We start from the raw sequence: 19,950 nt of genomic DNA on the forward strand, positions 1-19,950 counted from the left end.
TCAATAATGACAATCCTATCATAGGTTATAACATATGTGTGCGACAGATAATGACTTATTATGAATATTAATCAGTCGTACATTTGAAAACAAAATATTAAAGGTCTAAAGCGATAATTAATTCCTTTTTAGCCCTATTTTTGTCAAAAAGTTTCAGGTTAACTATATGTTTGAGTATAATTTATTAGATATTTAATTAAATCAATTTGTAAATTAGAATCATTTAACGCATGAATATAATGAAACTTTTTGCCTCCAGCCTGTAAAAATAGTTCTCGATTTTCTTCGTTAATTTCGTAAATGGTTTCAATACAATCCACAGAAAATCCAGGACAAATAACATGAAGATATTTAACGCCATCATGTGCTAACTTTTCCAAAAAATCACTGGTATTTGGCGTAACCCATTTTCCTTTACCAAATTTAGATTGATAAGCCATTTCAATGGGAATATTAATGCCATTAGCTTCACATTTCTCAATTAATAATAATGTGGTTAGTTGGCAACGCTCTATGTAATCATCTTTACGTTTATGAATATAACGTTCAGGAATTCCGTGATAAGATAGTACTAATATCTCGGGCTCTCCTTGCTCTTCAAATGCTTGTTTAATTTTCAAATATAGAGCATTAATATAACTTGGATGATCAGCATAATCGCGGATGTAATGAATATTATTGGTTATTGATTGAGATGATTTAATTGTCTTTAGTTTATCAAGCACCGCTAATGTTGTTGTGGTCGAATATTGGGGAAATAATGGTAATACCGTTATTTTCTTACACGATTGCAGTTTATTTAAGGCAAATTGAAGATTCGGCTCGCCATAGGTCATGGCTAATTGACAATGAATATTAGGTAATTCCTGTTGTAATTTGTCACACAGTTGTTGGCTATAATGCATCAATGGTGATGAATTATCTATCCAAATTTTTTTATAGTGGTTAATAATATAAGGTACTCGTTTTGGTAACACTCGATACTTTAAAATTGGATACCAAAAAAAAGCAGGCAAATCCACTACATGCCTATCTAGTAAAAATTCGGTTAAATAGTGTTTTATTGCATCAGGCGTGACAGCGCTTGGCGTTCCGAGATTAACCAGTAATAACCCTTGTTTTTTATCCATAGCTAATCCTTATTTTGAAGAAAGATAATGGTTTATAATACCAAGAAGCCGATCTAATGCACCTTGATTTTGCTTTAATACTTGGTAGGCATTTTCACCAATTTGTTGGCTATCTGTTTTATTATTTAATAGGTTGTTTACTACTAAATATAAAGCTTCTGCTGTGCTGTCACAAATTATCATTCCGTTTGCAGCAATTAACTGTTCGCAGATGATTTTAAAATTGAAAAAATATTGACCGCTAATAATTGGAATATGATGTAAGGCTGGTTCTAGAGGATTATGTCCACCATGGTCGACTAAGCTACCACCAACAAAGGCAATATCTGCCATGCTATAAAGTTCTAACAGTTCACCCATGGTATCACCCAAGACCACTTGTGTTTGATTGGTTGGAATTTGGTTCGAACTTCGGGTTATATAATTAAGCTCATTATTTTTAATGAGTTTTTCGACTGTTTTAAAACGTTCAGGATGACGGGGCACTAGGATTAATAATAAATCAGGATGCTGTAACAATAATTGTTTAAATGCTTTTAAGATGATTTCATCTTCACCATCATGGGTACTAGCCGCAATAAAAACGGGACGGTTCAATTGCCATTGTTGTTTTAAATTAGCAATTTTTTGTTGTTGCTCAGTTGTTAAATTGATATCGAACTTAATACTGCCCGTTACGGTTAGATGATCGCTGGGTAAACCTAATGCTGTAAAGCGTTCACCATCTTGCTTATTTTGTGCGGCAACCATGCTGATTTTTGCTAATAATCGGTTAATGGTTGTGCCTAGCTTACTGTAACGATTTGCTGAGCGTTCGGACAAGCGAGCATTAGCAATAATCAAAGGGATAGCGTTCTTATGGCATTGGCTAATAAAATTAGGCCAAAGTTCGGTTTCCATAATAATGACTAATTTGGGTTGGGTTATTTTTAAAAAACGTTTGATAGCGCACGGTAGGTCATATGGTAAATAGACATGGCTCACACTGTCTTTTAATAATGATTTAACTCGCTCAGAGCCTGTTGGTGTCATGGTTGTAACGGTAATGGGCAAAGCGGGATATCGTCGCTGCAATGCTTTAATAAGTGGAACAGCGGCAATGGTTTCACCCACGGATACCGCATGGACTAAAATACCATTTGCTTTCACTTTATTTTTGCAAAAACCATACCGTTCAAACCAACGTTTACGGTATGCTGGTGCTTTGTGGCTGCGCCAAAGTAATCTTATCCATACCAATGGCTGAATAAGATAGAGTAAAATGGTATAAAGTAATTGCATATCAATTAGTTCTTAAGCTTAAAAAAATGTTGGCGATAATAAATAAGCTCGGCAATTGAATCACGAATATCATCAAGCGCTTGGTGGGTACTTTGCTTTGTAATTCCTTTTAAAATTTCAGGTTTCCATCGTTTAGCTAATTCTTTTATGGTACTGACGTCTAAATAGCGGTAATGAAAATAACTTTCTAAATTAGGCATATAGTTAAATAGAAAACGACGGTCTTGACCAATAGTGTTACCGCAAATTGGTGAGCTGTTTGCAGGTACCCACTGTTTTAAAAATTCGATAGTTTGTTGTTCTGCTTGTTGTTCATTAACGGTACTTTTACGTACTCGTTCAATTAAACCAGATTTGCCGTGGGTATTTTTGTTCCAATCATCCATTAAGGCTAATTGATCGTCGGATTGATGAATGGCAATAACAGGGCCTTCAGCTAAAATGTTTAAATTAGAATCAGTTACAATAGTTGCAATTTCAATAATACGATCGGTTGCTGGATTAAGCCCAGTCATTTCAAGATCGATCCAAATAAGATTATTGCTGTTAATTTGTGATTGTGTGGTCATAATTTGTTATAGAAGTTTTCTTTTTGATGCCGAGTAGTGTAGCATAACTGCCAAACTGTTTTAGCAAAAATTAGTGACTGTGGCAAAAAATCAACTATCTAAAAATCAAAAAAGACGCGTGGCGGCTAAACACCAACAACGATTAGAAACCAAACAAGATGAAAATCTGTCAAATTTTTCATCGCCCCGTGATGGTGTGGTAATAAGTCGTTTTGGTAAGTCGGCTGATGTCGAAGATAACGCTCGAAACATTTATCGCTGTAGTATTCGGCGCACTTTACCATCGTTAGTGACAGGCGACAAAGTCGTGTGGCGCGAAAGTTTGGAGCCCAATACCAATGGCATTATTGAGGCGGTACATGCAAGGCATTCTGAGTTGGTTCGTCCTGATTTTTATGACGGGGTTAAACCAGTGGCCGCCAATGTTGATCAAATAGTGATTATTTCAGCGGTTTTGCCTGAATTATCACTTAATATTATTGATCGTTATTTAGTGGCTTGCGCAGTAACCGATATTGAGCCAATCATTGTCTTAAACAAAATTGATTTATTAAGTGATGAACAACGAGTAGAAGTTGAAAAGCAATTAGCTATTTACACAAATATTGGCTATCAAGTTTTATATGTTTCTTGTCAGAATCACCAAGGAATTGCTGCATTGCAGGCTGTCTTGCAGGATAAAATATCCATTTTAGTTGGGCAGTCAGGTGTCGGTAAATCAAGTATTATTAATTTATTATTACCACATCAATTGCAATCGGCTGTAACTGGAAATATTTCTGAATTATCCGGTCTTGGACAACATACTACTACTTCAACCAGACTTTATCATTTGCCAAATGGAGGTGATATTATTGATTCACCAGGTATTCGTGAATTTGGTTTATGGCATCTAGAGCCAGAACAGGTAATTAGTGGTTTTAAAGAGTTCGATGACTATTTAGGTGGATGTCAATTCCGTGATTGTAATCATCTTGATACGCCAGGTTGCTTATTACAACAAGCTGTAAGAGATGGCAAAATCGCACATTCAAGATTAGATAATTATCATCGAATTTTACAGACCATGAAAGAAGTAAAAGCTAGAACGAATAAAAGTTATAAATAACCGTTTTTGGTGAATTTAAATATCGTTAATTTTAATTGAATCAAACGTTTTTGTTATTACAACAAGTAAGGGTTGCTTACATTATTTAAGTAGCAATTATGGGCAACCCTTTAATATTAAAGCATCAGTTTTTTACAGCAAAACCAATTGCTACATATGCAAAACCTTGGAATATAAGGTCAATACCTAAAAACATTCCTAGTACCCAAAGACTATCATATGGCCAGCCAGTAATTATCATCAAACCTAAAATTAGGGTTATAATACCAGAAGTGAGTACCCATCCCCAACGCGGTAAATTTCGATTACTAAAAGAGGCAAAAATTTGCGTAAAGCCACTCATAATTAGCAATATTGCTATCACTAAAGTTAAAGCTGATGAAACCGCAATCGGCCGGAAAAAAGAGATTAAGCCAACAATAATGTATAAAATGCCCATTATTGCCCATAATGCCGTTTGACCAAAGCCTTTAAGGTTAAATGAATTTATTGTTTGTGCGATTCCTGCAATTAAAATTAATGTACCAATAAAATAGACAGAAAAAACAGTAGCCATGAACTGATAGCCTAAGGCTAAACATCCTAATACAATTAAAATAAAGCCAATTACGATTAACCAATTTGATTTTTGTTTTATATATTGAACGTTGTTTTCATCAGATATCATATTATTTTCCTGCTTTTATATTTAAGTTTACATTTAAATAAAATATCTTTCTGATCATTGAGTTGCTAATCATAGTTAGCAGCAGAAAAGAAAGATCGCGGAGGTAATGATTACTACTGATCTGTGGTATTCTTTAGGTGTACCACAGATCTTACTACTTACTTATTGAATAACTTAAAAACTACGATGAAACTACTCTTTATCTTTCAATGCTTCATCTAATGTTGAGAAGAACATTAGTTTATTGGGGATAGGTACAATTTTGGCGCGAGCTAATGTTTTTAATGGCTGAAATTGCAATTCACAAATTGATAAATCAACATGTTCTGGCAATTCATCAATAAAATGTATTAAGGCATTAAGTCCACCAGCGTCCAGAATTGGTACGGCATCCCATTGTAATATAATATGCTCATATCCGTTAATTTTTTTATAAAGCTCAACAAAAGTTTTTTCTGCCGCAGCAAAAAACAGTGGGCCATTAACACGTAAAACTAAGGTTTTATCATCACTTCGATTTAACTCAACTAAGCGGGTCATTCGAGCAATACGGCGCATAAATAATATGGAAGCCAATACTATGCCAAGTGTAATTGCTATAACCATATCAAATAATACGGTAAGTGACATACAGATTAACATAATTAAAATATCATCTTTAGGTGCGCATTTGATGATATATATCACTCGTTGCACGGCACTCATATTCCAAGCCACTATTAATAGCAGAGCGGCCATTGCTGATAGTGGAATATAAGATAAAAGTGGTGCAAAGCAAATAAGAGCAAGTAATACTACTAATGAATGTAATACTGCTGCAATAGGTGATGTAGCACCTGCTTTAACATTCGCAGCTGAGCGTGCGATAGCGGCGGTAGCCGAAATACCACCAAAAAACGGTGCAATAATATTGCCTAAACCTTGACCTATAAGCTCACTGTTTGAGTGATGTTTTGTGTGGGTCATCTCATCTAACACTACAGCACAAAGCAGTGATTCAATAGCGCATAACATTGCCATAGTCAATGAAATCGGAAGTAAAGCAGAAAGTGTTGTCCAATCCCAATTAAATTCAGTATTTTCCCAAGGTAATATAAATTCAGGTAGTACCGAAGGAATACCATGACCAATAGTATTATCAGCAAGTGTATAGGTAAATCGTGAGCCTATGGTTTCAATCTGATAGCCGAATTGATTAAATATAAACATGACAATAATACCTGCAACTAATGCTGGTAAGTGACCAGATATCTTCACTCGAAATTTTGGCCATACAATTAATACAATTAGCGTTACCATTCCGACAATTGTGTCTGCAATATTAATGGATGGTAAAGTCTTAGCTAATTCAATAACTTTGCTTATATAACTTTCAGGCATATGTTCAAGAGTCAAACCAAAAAAATCTTTGATTTGCATAGTAGCGATGGTAATAGCAATCCCTGAGGTAAAACCTAATACTACAGGTAATGGAATATATTCAATTAATCTTCCTAATCGAATCATGCCCATCAATATTAGAAAAACGCCCGATAATAATGTTGCAATTAATAATCCAGATAAACCATATTGTAATGATACTGGATATAAGATAACGACAAATGCGGCGGTAGGTCCAGAAACACTAAAACGAGATCCTCCCGTTAGAGCAATAACAAAACCGGCTATAATTGCGGTATAAAGCCCATGTTGTGGTGGAACGCCACTGGCAATTGCAAGAGCCATTGCTAGTGGTATAGCGATAATACCAACGGTTATCCCCGCTATTAAATCTTTGATAAAGCGCGTTGTGTTATAAGGGGTAGTTATACATGCTGAAATAAATGCACAGCTAATTTTGGTGCCAGAAAGGCCATATAATTTCATTATTTTTGATTAATTAAATGCAAGTTATCTTGAATGATTAATAAGATAATCTTTTTTACAAAAAATAAAAGAGCGTTATGAAAATAATCATCTTCTTTTTGTAAAATTTTACTATAAATCAAGTTTAGAGAAGCGGCTGTGTTAATATACGAAAAGAATATTGATTTTTGTGGCATCTATTGACTACTTTTTCATCTTAATCCTAATTGCGTTTATATTAGTATTTAAATGGAGATAAAAATATGATTATGCTCGGTTCGCGTAACTTATTGACTGTTTTTCTATTTACTTTTACTTCATTAAGTTTTGCTCAAACCAATGTGATTGCTGGTTCCAAAACAGCTTACCAATACAATTCTAACCAAACTCTTACTTCTGCTCCAACAGACTATCAAGCTTTTTATATTGATCATATTGGGCGCCATGGTTCGCGGTATATAAGTAAATCAAAGCATGAAGATCTTGCTTATCACATTCTATCATTGGCTGACAGTCAACACCAATTGACTGATTCAGGAAAAGATCTTCTTAGGCAAGTTACTATCCTTAAGCAATTAAATCAGAACCACTATGGTCAGCTTACCAATCTGGGTCGCAAAGACATTAGTTTGATAAGTAACCGAATGCTGGAAAATAATCCAACAGTATTTAAAGGACAAGAAATTGAAGTTATTTCAAGCAGTTCTCCAAGAGCAAAAGAAACAGCAGAAATTTTTATTGATTCTTTTAAAGCTAAATACCCTAATATTCATGTGGCTCAACAACCAGACAATGAACAAACATTATTGCGCTTTTTTGAGTATTCTCCTGCTTATAGTGAATATAAAAAAAGTAAAGCAGTGAAAGATGCCGTGAAATCTATTGAGTATGCTTCTCAAACTAAACAGATGAGTAAACAAGTTGCCAAAGGCATTTTTAAAAAATCTTTTTTAATTAAGTTAAAAAAAGGATTGGATGAATCTGAGGATACATCAGTAAAAACATCGGATTTTATTATTGCAGTATACCAATTGTATCAAGAATTGCAGGCTTTTTCGCCACAAGTTTTAACGGACAATCATCTTGATTTAGGTCGTTATTTTTCAGCAGAACAAAAGATATGGCTTAATACAGTTGTTACTGCAAAAAATTATTTGCAGATAGGTCCTGCCTTTGATGCTACAGGTATTCAAATTAAAATTGCTGCACCGTTATTATGGGATATGATTCACTCTGCTGATAAGGCAATAGTTGATAATAATGTGGATGCTAATTTGCGCTTTACGCATGCTGAAACGGTTTCGCCATTAGCCACTTTACTCGAAATTGAAGGCTCTGCTAATGTTACTAAAACACTGTTTAATTATCCTACTATATGGCGAGCAGATAAAATTATCCCTATGGGGGCGAACATTCAATGGATTTTTTATAAAAGCAAGCAAACTCATCAGCCGATTTTAATTAAAGTATTACTAAATGAGCGAGAGGTACATTTACCTATTAAAACAGATAGTTACCCTTATTATCGATGGAATGATGTAAAACAATTTTATGTTAATAAACTGAATAAATTAGGTTTAGATGAGAACCAGTCAGCAATAGAGATGTTAAAAAATCTAAAATAAATTAACAACTATAAATATTATGTCCTTATATCAGGGCATAATATTTATAATTGCGATTATGATTAGACTTGTAGCCAGAATGTTATTGGTCCATCATTTATCAAAGAAACCTGCATGTCAGCTGCAAATTGTCCTGTTTGTGTATTAATTTTCTTTTTACATTGTTCAACAAAAAATTGATATAGTTTATTGGCTTCATCCGGTTTTGCACCTTTAGTAAAACTAGGGCGCATACCCTTTTGTGTATCGGCTGCTAGTGTAAATTGAGAAACAACTAATAGTTCACCATTAGTTTGGCTAACATTTAAATTCATTTTGCCTTCATTATCACTAAATATTCGGTACCCTAGAACTTTTTCACATAAGCGTATTGCTTTTTGCTCATTATCTTCTTGTTCTACACCTAATAATACTAGTAATCCATGATTAATCTGTCCAATAACTTGATTATCAACAGTAACACTAGCTTGTTTAACACGTTGGATTAAGGCGATCATAAAATAATTACTCTGGTAATGATTGATTTTCAACTGCGTGCTTTTTGCGATTAAAGTCCGTTAAAGTTGCTGCAAACTCAGCGCCAAACAAAACAATGCACCAAGAAAAATAGATCCAAACTAACATAATGGGAATTGATGATACAACTCCATAAATAAGTTGATAAGTTGGGAAAGAAGTTATATACAGCGCAAATGCTCGTTTTCCTAATTCAAATAATATTGCTGCGACAATGGCTCCAACTATGGATTCTTTAAAAGGTACTGATTCAGTAGGAATAATACTATAAAGCAACCAGAAACCAGCTACAGATATAAAAAATGGTAAAGAACTGAATAGAAAGTTACCTGTGGTCGCAGTAGAAAGCCATTTTAGTGAAAACACATAAGAACTTATTGCAACACTTGAACCAGCTAAAATAGGGCCTAAAGTTAATATGGTCCAATACATCGTTAGATTGTACATGAATGATCGCTTACGCTTGGTTTTCCATATGTGATTTAGCGCAGTATTAATTGAATTAATTAATAGAAGCGATGTAACAATTAAACCGATTACCCCCATAAAGGTCATTTTTTTAGTATTGCCAATAAATTGTTCTAAATAATTCTCGATAGTGTCACTAGCCGTTGGAACCAAGTTGTTATAAATTATTTTTTTTAATGAAAAACTGACCTCATCAAACATAGGAAAAGCAGAGAGTAGAGAAAATATAACAGTAATAAGTGGCACTAAAGCAAGGATTGTTGTATAAGCTAACCCAGCAGCAGATGTTGTTAAACGGTCTTGATTTATACGCAACCATAACATTTTAGTAAACAACTGTATCTTTTTGAATGATTTCATATTTTTCTTTTTAGTTAGAAATAATACAATCATTAATCCCATTATTTTTTAATGAGTTTAATGCCTTATCTGCCTCATTTTTATTAGTATATTGTCCTGCAGTGACTCGATATAATTGACCAGAAGATATACTACCACTGATGCCAATCATTGCAATTCTTGCTTTAAGGGTTTCGGCGTTAGCTTTATCTTTGAATGCTCCGCATTTCAATATCCATTTATTTGCAGTACCAACATTTTGCGTAGTTATAGATGAAGTGGTTTCTTGTTTGGTCATACTATTATTTTTAGTCGGCGGCGTGACAGGACGTGAGTTATTGACAAAGCTATCTAAAATTTGTTGCCGTTCACTTGCTCTTGAATCATAACTAGCATTTGGAGTTTCAAGTTCTTTAAGATAAGTCCAACGTTCTTGCGGTCGTTCTGGTAATGTTATTGCCGGAGGTTGGGTTTTTACTTTTGGGGGTTTAACTGGTTGAGTTGGTTTGTTATTCGCAACGTAATAGAGAATAGTAGAAAATAGAATAATGATAATAATGGCCAAAAATATCATTAAATTAGGCTTATTTCGTGAATTATTTTTTTTTGATCGGCTCTTTTTTCTTACATAATCACGCTGAACCACAATATACTCTCTTATTAATATCGAATAACGGATTAGTATACAAATAAAAAAAGTGGCTTACACCACTTTTTATTATTCTTTCTAACTATAATAGTTAATAGATAACAGCATTAAGCCAATGCTTTAATCTGCTTAATTAAATTCGCTTTATGACGTGCAGCTTTGTTTTTGTGGATTAAGCCACGAGCCGCTTGACGATCAACAACTGCCTGCATGTCTTTGAATGCCACTTCAGCTGTTTGTTTATCACCAGCTGCAACAGCTGCGTAAACTTTTTTAATATAAGTACGCATCATTGAACGGTTACTAGCATTATGTTTACGGCGTTTTTCGGATTGAACCGCACGTTTCTTAGCTGATTTGATATTAGCCAAAGTCAACTCCCAAGTTTAGATAAAAATTACATATTAATAAGGCGGCAAAATATGCCTGATTTTCTCTCTATTGTCAATGCTGTTATATAAAATTTTTTACCTTGATAACAAATTTTTTATTTCTATCAGATGTTCAGTATGTGAACAATAATGGTTGTAACCTAAAAGAAAATTTTATGTTAGAATAGTCATAATTTTATTATATTGATATTTATAAGAGGAAGTCACATGTCTATTATTAGAATGCAAGATCTTGATCTAAAAGGAAAACGTTTATTTATTCGTTCAGATCTTAATGTGCCAGTTAAAAATGGTAAAGTAACCTCTGATGCGCGAATTAAAGCATCACTACCGACTATTGAAGAAGCGATCAAGAAAGGTGCTAAAGTAATGGTTACTTCTCATATTGGTCGCCCAACGGAAGGGGAGTATAATCCTGAATTTTCATTACAACCCGTTGTTGATTACTTGAAAGAACATGTATCTTTCCCTGTTCGTTTAGTAAAAGATTACCTTGATGGTGTGGATGTTAAAGAGGGTGAATTAGTTGTTCTTGAAAATGTGCGTTTCAATGTTGGTGAAGGTAAAGATGATGAAACTTTATCTAAAAAATACGCTGCACTTTGCGACATCTATGTAATGGATGCTTTTGGTACTGCTCACCGTGCGCAAGCTTCAACTCATGGTGCTGGTAAATTTGCTCCTGTTGCTTGTGCAGGTCCATTATTAGCGGCTGAATTAGATGCATTAGGTAAAGCGCTTGATAATCCAGCAAGACCAATGGTTGCGATTGTTGCTGGTTCTAAAGTATCAACTAAGTTAACTGTTCTTGATTCACTTTCAAAAATTGCTGACCAAATTATTGTTGGTGGTGGTATTGCTAATACTTTCATTGCAGCAGAAGGTTATAATGTTGGTAAATCACTTTATGAAGCCGATTTAATTCCAGAAGCTAAAAAACTAATGGCTAACTGTGAAATTCCTGTGCCTACTGATGTACGCGTTGCCACTGAATTTAGTGAAACAGCTACGGCAACTGAAAAATCAGTAAAAGATGTTAAAGAAAATGAGCAAATTCTTGATTTAGGCGATAAATCAGCAGAAGTATTAGCAAATATTATTAAGAATGCAAAAACTATACTGTGGAATGGTCCTGTAGGTGTATTTGAATTCCCTAATTTCCGTCGTGGTACTGAAATTGTTGCTAAAGCAATTGCTGATAGCCAAGGTTTTTCAATTGCCGGTGGTGGAGATACATTAGCTGCAATTGATTTATTTGGTATTGAAGATAAAATCTCTTATATTTCAACTGGTGGTGGTGCTTTCCTTGAATTTGTTGAAGGTAAAAAACTTCCAGCTGTTGCAATGTTAGAAGAAAGAGCAAAAGCATAACATTTTAGTTTAAAAGTAAGGATGAGCTAATTACTCATCCTTACTACTTTTTATATTAATAAATTTATAGGTAATAAAATGGTTACAAAAATTTCTGATGTCGTTAAACCTGGTGTGGTAACTGGTGATGATGTTCAAAAGGTGTTCCAAATTGCACGTGAAAATAATTTTGCCCTACCAGCGGTAAACTGTGTTGATACAAATACAATTAATGCAGTTATTGAAACGGCAGCTAAAGTAGGTTCTCCTGTTATTGTTCAATTTTCTAATGGTGGTGCACAATTTATTGCAGGTAAAGGTTTAAAACTTGAAGGGCAAGAGTGTGCTGTGTTAGGTGCGGTATCTGGCGCTAAACATGTTCATCTTATGGCAGAAAAATATGGCGTACCAGTTATTGTACATACCGACCATTGTGCGAAAAAATTATTGCCTTGGGTTGATGGATTACTTGATGCTGGCGAAACTCATTTTGCTAAAACAGGTAAACCATTGTTTTCTTCTCATATGATCGATCTTTCAGAAGAAACATTAAAAGATAACATTGATATTTGTTGTCAATATCTTGCTCGTATGTCGGCAATGAAAATGACATTAGAATTAGAATTAGGTTGTACTGGTGGTGAAGAAGATGGTGTTGATAATAGCCATATGGATAGTTCAGCACTTTATACACAACCAGAAGATGTTGCTTATGCTTATGAACGTTTGAGCGCGATTAGCCCTCGTTTCACTATTGCTGCATCATTTGGTAATGTGCATGGTGTTTATAAACCAGGTAACGTTAAGTTGACGCCAAAAATTCTAGATAACTCACAAAAATATGTATCAGAAAAATTTAATTTACCTGAAAAATCATTGAACTTCGTGTTCCATGGTGGTTCTGGCTCTACACCAGAAGAAATTGCAGAAGCAGTAAGCTATGGTGTTATCAAAATGAATATTGATACTGATACACAGTGGGCTAACTGGGCTGGTGTTTTAGATTATTACAAAGCGAATGAAGCTTATTTACAAGGACAATTAGGTAATCCTGAAGGTCCTGATGCACCAAATAAAAAATATTACGATCCTCGTGTATGGTTACGTAAAGGTCAAGATTCTTTAGTTGCACGTTTAGAACTCGCATTTAAAGAACTTAACGCAATTAACGTTCTATAATTTGAAGGCAAAAAAAGCAGAATCTTTGGTTCTGCTTTTCATTTTTATCCTGTTTTAAATAAATCTTGCTTTTTGTATAAAGTTGTAGGATAATTCTGCCCTCATTTAACTTAGGGGAGCTGTCTATTTATTAATAGCTGTTATTAATAGAGGCGTTTGCACCCGAGAAAAGGAAAATCAAAAATGGCAAAAAAAGTACAAGCTTACATCAAGTTGCAAGTTGCGGCTGGTGCAGCGAATCCTAGTCCGCCAGTTGGTCCTGCACTAGGTCAACATGGTGTTAACATTATGGAATTCTGTAAAGCATTTAATGCAAAAACAGAAAGCATGGAAAAAGGTTTACCTATTCCTGTTGTTATTACAGTATATTCTGACCGTTCATTTACATTTGTAACTAAAACTCCTCCTGCTGCGGTTTTATTAAAGAAAGCTGCTAAAATCAAGTCTGGTTCTGGCGAACCTAACAAGAAAAAAGTAGGTAAAATTACAAGTGCTCAGATTCGCGAAATTGCTGAATTAAAAGCTGCAGATATGAATGGCGCTACCATTGAAACAATGATGCGTTCTATTGAAGGAACGGCTCGTTCAATGGGCTTGGAAGTGGAGGGTTAATCAATGGCTAAATTATCTAAGAAAGCTAAACTTATCCGCGAAAAAGTGAATGCGACTAAACAATATGAAATTAATGAAGCTATTGCTTTATTAAAAGAATTCGCAACTGCTAAATTTACAGAAAGTGTTGATGTTGCTGTTAATTTAGGTATTGATTCACGTAAATCAGATCAAAATGTGCGTGGAGCAATTGTACTTCCACATGGTACTGGTCGTAGTGTTCGCGTTGCTGTATTTACTCAAGGTGCAAATGCAGAAGCAGCTAAAGAAGCTGGCGCGGAACTAGTCGGTATGGATGATCTAGCTGATCAAATCAAAAAAGGCGAAATGGATTTTGATGTTGTTATTGCATCACCAGACGCTATGCGTGTTGTTGGTCAATTAGGTCAAATTTTAGGACCACGTGGTTTAATGCCAAATCCTAAAGTTGGTACTGTAACGCCTAATGTTGCAGAAGCAGTTAAAAATGCTAAAGCTGGTCAGATCCGTTACCGTAATGATAAAAATGGTATTATCCATACCACTATCGGTAAAGCTGATTTTGATGCAGCGAAACTTAAAGAGAATTTAGAAGCATTACTTGTTGCGTTAAAACGTGCAAAACCAGCCTCTTCTAAAGGTGTATTTGTGAAGAAAGTTAGCCTTTCTACCACAATGGGTGCTGGTGTTGCTATTGATCAAGCAACATTAAATGCAAGTGTTTAATTACTTTTGTTGATTAAACAATAAGAATCGGTTGGTGTCTGGCCTTAACCAGACCCCGTCCAAGACCGTAGGTGTAGTTGAAGTTTAACTACTTAATTTTCCTACGTAGACGGTGACAGAACCTGATAGATATAATAGAGGGATTCTGCTCATCGTGGTTATGCTAGCTACATGTGTAGCTAGTTAAAATCAGTCTAGGCTTTGCCTAGTTTAATCCAGGAGCAATACCAATGGCACTAAATCTTCAAAATAAACAAGAAATTGTTGCTGAAGTTAACGAAATCGCCAAAGGTGCGCTTTCTGCAGTTGTTGCTGATTCTCGTGGCGTAACTGTAGAAAAAATGACTGCATTACGTAAGTCTGCTCGTGAAGCTGGTGTTTATATGCGTGTTGTTCGTAATACGCTATTACGCCGTGTTGTTGAGGGAACTCAATACGAGTGTTTAAAAGATACGTTTGTTGGTCCAACTCTAATTGCATTTTCAAATGAGCACCCAGGTGCTGCAGCGCGTATTTTTAAAGCGTTTGCTAAAGAAAATGATAAATTTGAGATTAAAGCCGCAGCCTTTGAAGGTGAGTTGATTACTGCAGCGAATATTGATCGCTTAGCAACATTACCTACTTATGAAGAAGCATTAGCACGCTTGATGTCAACCATGAAAGAAGCCGCAGCTGGCAAATTGGTTCGTACTCTTGCAGCAGTTCGTGATCAAAGAGAAGCTGCTTAATTGGCAGTATGATTGTGAACGTTATTAATTAATAAAAATTGTAAATTTGGGAAACTATATTATGTCTATCACTAAAGAACAAATTTTAGATGCAGTTGCCGAAATGTCTGTAATGGACGTTGTTGAACTTGTATCAATGATGGAAGAAAAATTTGGCGTTTCTGCAGCAGCAGCTGTAGCAGTTGCAGCAGCTGGTCCAGCTGAAGCAGCAGAAGAAAAAACTGAATTTGATGTAATCTTAAAAGAAGTTGGTGCGAACAAAGTAGCTGTTATCAAAGCAGTTCGTGGTGCAACAGGTTTAGGCTTGAAAGAAGCTAAAGATCTTGTTGAATCAGCTCCAGCAACAGTTAAAGAAGGCGTTAGCAAAGCTGATGCAGATGAACTTAAAAAGGCACTTGAAGAATCTGGTGCAGTTGTCGAACTTAAATAAGTTTATCGATAGCAACCTAAATGGCTGGGGGTTTTTTACCTCCAGCCTTTTTGCGCTGTAAAAAGTCAAAGAATTTTATTTGAAGATTATCAATAAAAAGTAATAAAGAAATAGTATATTTACTAAGCCTAATCAATTGATATTTAAAGATATTTTCGATGAGGTGTCAGGCGTTATTATTTGAAGGTAGTACCCCCTGATGAATATTTAATCATGCTAAAATAGCAGATAAGCAAGTTGAGGAACTAATGGTTTACTCTTATACCGAGAAAAAACGAATTCGTAAGAATTTTGGTAAGCGTCCACAAGTCTTGGATATACCGTATCTTCTTTCTATTCAACTTGATTCGTTCCAGAAATTTATTGAACAAGATCCAGAAGGTCAATATGGCTTAGAAGCCGCATTTCGTTCAATATTTCCGATAAAAAGTTATAGTGGTAACGCTGAGTTACAATACGTGAGCTTTAAAATGGGCGAACCTGTGTTTGATGTTAAAGAATGTCAAATTAGGGGGATCACTTACTCAGCACCGTTGCGCGTAAAATTACGTTTAGTTATTTATGATAAAGATGCGCCAGAAGGAACAGTAAAAGATATTAAAGAGCAAGACGTCTACATGGGCGAAATCCCTTTAATGACGGACAATGGTACGTTTGTGATCAACGGTACTGAACGTGTAATCGTATCACAATTACATCGTAGTCCAGGTGTGTTCTTTGATAGTGATAAAGGTAAAACACACTCTTCTGGTAAAGTTTTATATAATGCTCGGATTATTCCTTATCGTGGCTCTTGGCTTGATTTTGAATTTGATCCAAAAGATAATCTTTTTGCCCGTATTGACCGTCGTCGTAAACTTCCAGCAACAATTATTTTACGTGCTTTAGGTTATGAAACAGAAGAAATTTTAGATATTTTCTTCGAGAAAACTATTTTTGAAGTGGGCAAATCCAAACTGAAAATGGATCTTGTTCCAGAACGTTTACGTGGCGAAACAGCTCTTTTTGATATCGAATCAAAAGGCAAAGTTTATGCTGAAAAAGGTCGTCGTATTACGGCTCGCCACATCCGTGAATTAGATAAAGATAACGTTACTAAAATTGATGTACCTGTTGAATATATAGTTAATAAAGTGTTAGCTAAAAATTATGTCAATGAAGCGACAGGCGAAGTTATTGCTTTTGCAAATACACCAATTTCATTAGAGCTATTGCTTGAATTAACTAATGCGGGCCATAGAAAAATAGAAACATTATTTACTAATGATCTTGATCATGGTCCATTTATTTCTGAAACTCTAAATGTTGATTCAACCCGTGATCGATTAGGTGCATTAGTTGAAATTTATCGTATGATGCGCCCTGGTGAACCACCAACAAAAGAGGCTGCTGAAGCGTTATTTGATAATTTATTCTTCTCTGACGAGCGTTATGATTTGTCCGCTGTTGGTCGAATGAAATTTAATCGTTCTTTAGGTCGTGAAGATATCGAAGGCGAAAGCGTCTTAACAAAAGATGATATCGTTGACGTAATGAAGAAATTAATCAGCATTCGTAATGGTCATGGTGAAGTTGATGATATTGACCATTTAGGTAATCGTCGTATTCGTAGCGTTGGTGAAATGGCAGAAAACCAATTCCGTATTGGTTTAGTTCGTGTAGAGCGAGCTGTTAAAGAACGTTTATCTTTAGGTGATTTAGATTCACTGATGCCACAAGATATGATCAATGCTAAACCGATTTCAGCTGCAATCCGTGAGTTCTTTGGTTCTAGCCAATTATCTCAGTTTATGGATCAAAACAATCCATTATCTGAAATTACTCACAAACGTCGTATTTCAGCATTAGGTCCTGGTGGTTTAACTCGTGAACGAGCAGGATTTGAAGTGCGTGACGTACATCCTACTCATTATGGTCGTGTATGTCCGATTGAGACACCTGAAGGTCCGAACATTGGTTTGATTAACTCATTAGCAGTTTATTCTCGTACTAATGAGTATGGTTTCTTAGAAACGCCATATCGTCGAGTTATCGATGGTATTGTAACTGATGAAATTAATTATTTATCAGCGATTGATGAAAGCGAATTTGTTATTGCTCAGGCTAACTCAAACCTTGATGAAGACGGACGCTTTAAAGAAGACTTAGTTACTTGTCGTTTAAATGGTGAGTCAGGTTTATATAGTCCTGAACAAGTTCACTATATGGACGTATCAACTCAGCAAATCGTATCGGTTGGTGCTTCATTAATTCCATTCTTAGAGCATGATGATGCGAACCGTGCCCTAATGGGTGCGAACATGCAACGTCAAGCAGTACCGACATTAAAAGCGGAAAAACCATTTGTTGGAACTGGTATGGAAAGGGCTGTAGCAGTTGACTCAGGTGTAACTGCAGTAGCTCGTCGTGGTGGTACTGTTCAATATGTTGATGCATCACGCATTGTAATTAACGTTAATGATGATGAAATGTACGCAGGTGAAACAGGTATTGATATTTATAACTTAACTAAATATACCCGTTCTAACCAAAATACTTGTATCAATCAAATTCCATGTGTGAAATTAGGTGAAAAAGTTGAACGAGGCGATGTTCTTGCTGACGGTCCATCAACTGATTTAGGTGAATTAGCATTAGGTCAAAACATGCGCGTGGCTTTCATGCCATGGAATGGTTATAACTTTGAGGATTCAATTTTAGTTTCTGAAAAAGTTGTACAAGATGACCGCTTTACTTCGATTCATATTCAAGAACTATCTTGTATCTCACGAGATACTAAATTAGGTGCTGAAGAAATCACAGCCGACATTCCAAATGTAGGTGAAGCTGCACTTTCTAAACTTGATGAATCAGGTATTGTTTATATCGGAGCTGAAGTTAAAGGCGGTGATATTCTGGTTGGTAAAGTGACACCAAAAGGTGAAACTCAATTAACCCCAGAAGAAAAACTACTGCGTGCGATTTTTGGTGAGAAAGCGTCTGATGTTAAAGATACTTCTTTACGTGTGCCAAATGGTGTTTCTGGTACAGTAATTGATGTTCAAGTCTTTACGCGTGATGGTGTACAAAAAGATAAACGTGCACTTGAAATTGAAGACATGCAATTAAAACAAGCACGTAAAGATTTAACTGAAGAACTTAACATTTTAGAAGCTGCTTTGTTTGCTCGTATTCGTGATGTGTTAATTGCTGGTGGAATTAAAGCTGACAAATTAGATGCTTTACCACGTGAAAAATGGTTAACAATCGGTATTGCGAACGAAGATAAACAAGCTCAATTAGAGCAACTTGCAGAACAGCACGAAGAAATCAAAGCTGAATTTAACAAAAAACTTGAAGCTAAACGCATGAAGATCACCCAAGGTGATGATTTACAACCTGGTGTGTTAAAAATTGTTAAAGTTTATTTAGCTGTTAAACGTCAAATCCAGCCTGGGGATAAAATGGCTGGTCGTCATGGTAACAAAGGGGTTATCTCTAAAATTAACCCAATTGAAGATATGCCATATGATGACAAAGGCCGTCCGGTTGATATCGTATTAAACCCACTGGGGGTTCCATCACGTATGAATATCGGGCAGATTCTAGAAACTCACTTAGGTATGGCGGCTAAAGGTATAGGTCAGAAGATTGATACTATGCTGAAAGAACAGCAAGAATTAGCTAAATTACGCGAATTTATCCAAAAAGCGTATGACCTTGGTTTAGGTGCAGCACAAAAAGTTAATGTTGCTGAATTTACTGATCAAGAAGTCATGACACTGGCACAGAATTTACGTAATGGTATGCCACTTGCTACACCTGTCTTTGATGGTGCTAAAGAGCAAGAAATTAAGGCATTACTTGAACTTGGTGATCTACCAACTTCTGGACAAATTACGTTGTATGATGGTCGTACAGGTGAACAATTTGAACGTCCTGTAACTGTTGGTTACATGTATATGCTCAAATTGAACCACTTGGTTGATGACAAAATGCATGCTCGTTCTACAGGTTCATACAGTCTGGTTACTCAGCAACCATTGGGTGGTAAAGCTCAATTCGGTGGTCAGCGTTTCGGTGAGATGGAAGTATGGGCACTAGAGGCATATGGTGCAGCTTATACCTTACAAGAAATGTTAACTGTTAAGTCAGATGACGTGAACGGTCGTACTAAGATGTACAAAAATATTGTAGATGGTGATCATCGTATGGAACCTGCGATACCAGAATCATTTAATGTATTGTTAAAAGAGATTCGTTCGTTAGGTATTAATATAGAGTTAGACGAAGAGTAATCTTCTCTAGTTCAAATGATTTCTATTTATAGGGATAACTTATTAGTCATAATAAGTTATCTAATTGATTTAACTCCATA

At 35.4% G+C, this 19,950-nt stretch carries 18 protein-coding genes; 9 read left to right on the plus strand and 9 right to left on the minus strand.

The features are described 5' to 3' along the window. Positions 1-158: 158 nt before the first annotated feature. From hemH to orn, 3 genes are read right to left on the minus strand one after another with little or no spacing between them, the layout of a single operon-like run. Positions 159-1,130 carry a ferrochelatase gene (hemH, locus tag AC5LW9_RS02915; RefSeq protein WP_493456304.1) on the minus strand — a complete coding sequence of 324 codons (972 nt, stop codon included), beginning with the start codon at positions 1,128-1,130 and terminating at the stop codon, positions 159-161. A gap of 9 nt (positions 1,131-1,139) precedes the next feature. Continuing rightward, entirely contained in the window at positions 1,140-2,411 is a 1,272-nt protein-coding gene (gene waaA, locus AC5LW9_RS02920; RefSeq protein WP_493456305.1) for a lipid IV(A) 3-deoxy-D-manno-octulosonic acid transferase, read from the minus strand. A 5-nt stretch (positions 2,412-2,416) separates the two neighbouring features. Then, a complete protein-coding gene (gene orn / locus AC5LW9_RS02925; RefSeq protein WP_198236792.1) occupies positions 2,417-2,980 on the minus strand; it encodes an oligoribonuclease in 564 nt (187 codons plus the stop codon). A 79-nt stretch (positions 2,981-3,059) separates the two neighbouring features. Between orn and rsgA the strand changes: the two genes are divergently transcribed. Next, positions 3,060-4,088, plus strand: a complete 1,029-nt coding sequence (gene rsgA, locus AC5LW9_RS02930; protein ID WP_334322017.1) for a small ribosomal subunit biogenesis GTPase RsgA — start codon at positions 3,060-3,062, stop codon at positions 4,086-4,088. Between the two features lie 124 nt (positions 4,089-4,212). Here rsgA and AC5LW9_RS02935 read toward each other — a convergent pair whose 3' ends face one another. Together AC5LW9_RS02935 and dauA are read right to left on the minus strand one after the other, a co-directional pair. Further along, positions 4,213-4,755 (minus strand): HdeD family acid-resistance protein, encoded by a 543-nt coding sequence (locus AC5LW9_RS02935; protein ID WP_039127391.1) that lies wholly within the window; start codon positions 4,753-4,755, stop codon positions 4,213-4,215. Positions 4,756-4,947: 192 nt separating this feature from the next. Then, positions 4,948-6,621 (minus strand): C4-dicarboxylic acid transporter DauA, encoded by a 1,674-nt coding sequence (dauA, locus tag AC5LW9_RS02940; RefSeq protein ID WP_493456306.1) that lies wholly within the window; start codon positions 6,619-6,621, stop codon positions 4,948-4,950. A 242-nt stretch (positions 6,622-6,863) separates the two neighbouring features. Here dauA and AC5LW9_RS02945 point away from each other — a divergent pair, with 242 nt between their 5' ends. Beyond that, positions 6,864-8,225 (plus strand): histidine-type phosphatase, encoded by a 1,362-nt coding sequence (locus AC5LW9_RS02945; protein ID WP_493456307.1) that lies wholly within the window; start codon positions 6,864-6,866, stop codon positions 8,223-8,225. Between the two features lie 62 nt (positions 8,226-8,287). Here the strand turns inward: AC5LW9_RS02945 and dtd are convergent, their stop codons facing one another. The 4 genes from dtd to rpsT all read right to left on the minus strand — a co-directional run bounded on the left by dtd (position 8,288) and on the right by rpsT (position 10,568). Next, entirely contained in the window at positions 8,288-8,722 is a 435-nt protein-coding gene (gene dtd / locus AC5LW9_RS02950) for a D-aminoacyl-tRNA deacylase (protein ID WP_493456308.1), read from the minus strand. A gap of 7 nt (positions 8,723-8,729) precedes the next feature. Then, the gene (locus AC5LW9_RS02955) at positions 8,730-9,569 is read right to left on the minus strand and encodes a virulence factor BrkB family protein (protein WP_493456309.1); all 840 of its coding nucleotides are present in this window, start codon (positions 9,567-9,569) and stop codon (positions 8,730-8,732) included. A gap of 10 nt (positions 9,570-9,579) precedes the next feature. Next, a complete protein-coding gene (locus AC5LW9_RS02960) occupies positions 9,580-10,194 on the minus strand; it encodes an SPOR domain-containing protein (protein ID WP_493456310.1) in 615 nt (204 codons plus the stop codon). 110 nt (positions 10,195-10,304) lie between these two features. Next, positions 10,305-10,568, minus strand: a complete 264-nt coding sequence (gene rpsT / locus AC5LW9_RS02965; RefSeq protein ID WP_025316521.1) for a 30S ribosomal protein S20 — start codon at positions 10,566-10,568, stop codon at positions 10,305-10,307. A 228-nt stretch (positions 10,569-10,796) separates the two neighbouring features. Between rpsT and pgk the strand changes: the two genes are divergently transcribed. The 7 genes from pgk to rpoB all read left to right on the plus strand — a co-directional run bounded on the left by pgk (position 10,797) and on the right by rpoB (position 19,870). Next, positions 10,797-11,960 (plus strand): phosphoglycerate kinase, encoded by a 1,164-nt coding sequence (pgk, locus tag AC5LW9_RS02970; RefSeq protein WP_025316520.1) that lies wholly within the window; start codon positions 10,797-10,799, stop codon positions 11,958-11,960. Positions 11,961-12,038: 78 nt separating this feature from the next. Further along, a complete protein-coding gene (gene fbaA / locus AC5LW9_RS02975; RefSeq protein WP_039127407.1) occupies positions 12,039-13,118 on the plus strand; it encodes a class II fructose-bisphosphate aldolase in 1,080 nt (359 codons plus the stop codon). A 183-nt stretch (positions 13,119-13,301) separates the two neighbouring features. Beyond that, on the plus strand, positions 13,302-13,730 hold the full coding sequence (gene rplK / locus AC5LW9_RS02980; protein WP_025316518.1) for a 50S ribosomal protein L11: 429 nt from the start codon (positions 13,302-13,304) through the stop codon (positions 13,728-13,730). 3 nt (positions 13,731-13,733) lie between these two features. After that, entirely contained in the window at positions 13,734-14,435 is a 702-nt protein-coding gene (rplA, locus tag AC5LW9_RS02985; protein WP_198228847.1) for a 50S ribosomal protein L1, read from the plus strand. A gap of 230 nt (positions 14,436-14,665) precedes the next feature. After that, on the plus strand, positions 14,666-15,163 hold the full coding sequence (rplJ, locus tag AC5LW9_RS02990; RefSeq protein WP_493456311.1) for a 50S ribosomal protein L10: 498 nt from the start codon (positions 14,666-14,668) through the stop codon (positions 15,161-15,163). Between the two features lie 61 nt (positions 15,164-15,224). Then, positions 15,225-15,593, plus strand: coding sequence for a 50S ribosomal protein L7/L12 (rplL, locus tag AC5LW9_RS02995; RefSeq protein WP_025316515.1), 369 nt, complete (start codon positions 15,225-15,227; stop codon positions 15,591-15,593). A 248-nt stretch (positions 15,594-15,841) separates the two neighbouring features. Then, the gene (gene rpoB / locus AC5LW9_RS03000) at positions 15,842-19,870 is read left to right on the plus strand and encodes a DNA-directed RNA polymerase subunit beta (RefSeq protein ID WP_198228848.1); all 4,029 of its coding nucleotides are present in this window, start codon (positions 15,842-15,844) and stop codon (positions 19,868-19,870) included. Positions 19,871-19,950 lie beyond the last annotated feature (80 nt).

Source organism: Gilliamella sp. LMG 34360 (assembly GCF_984568995.1).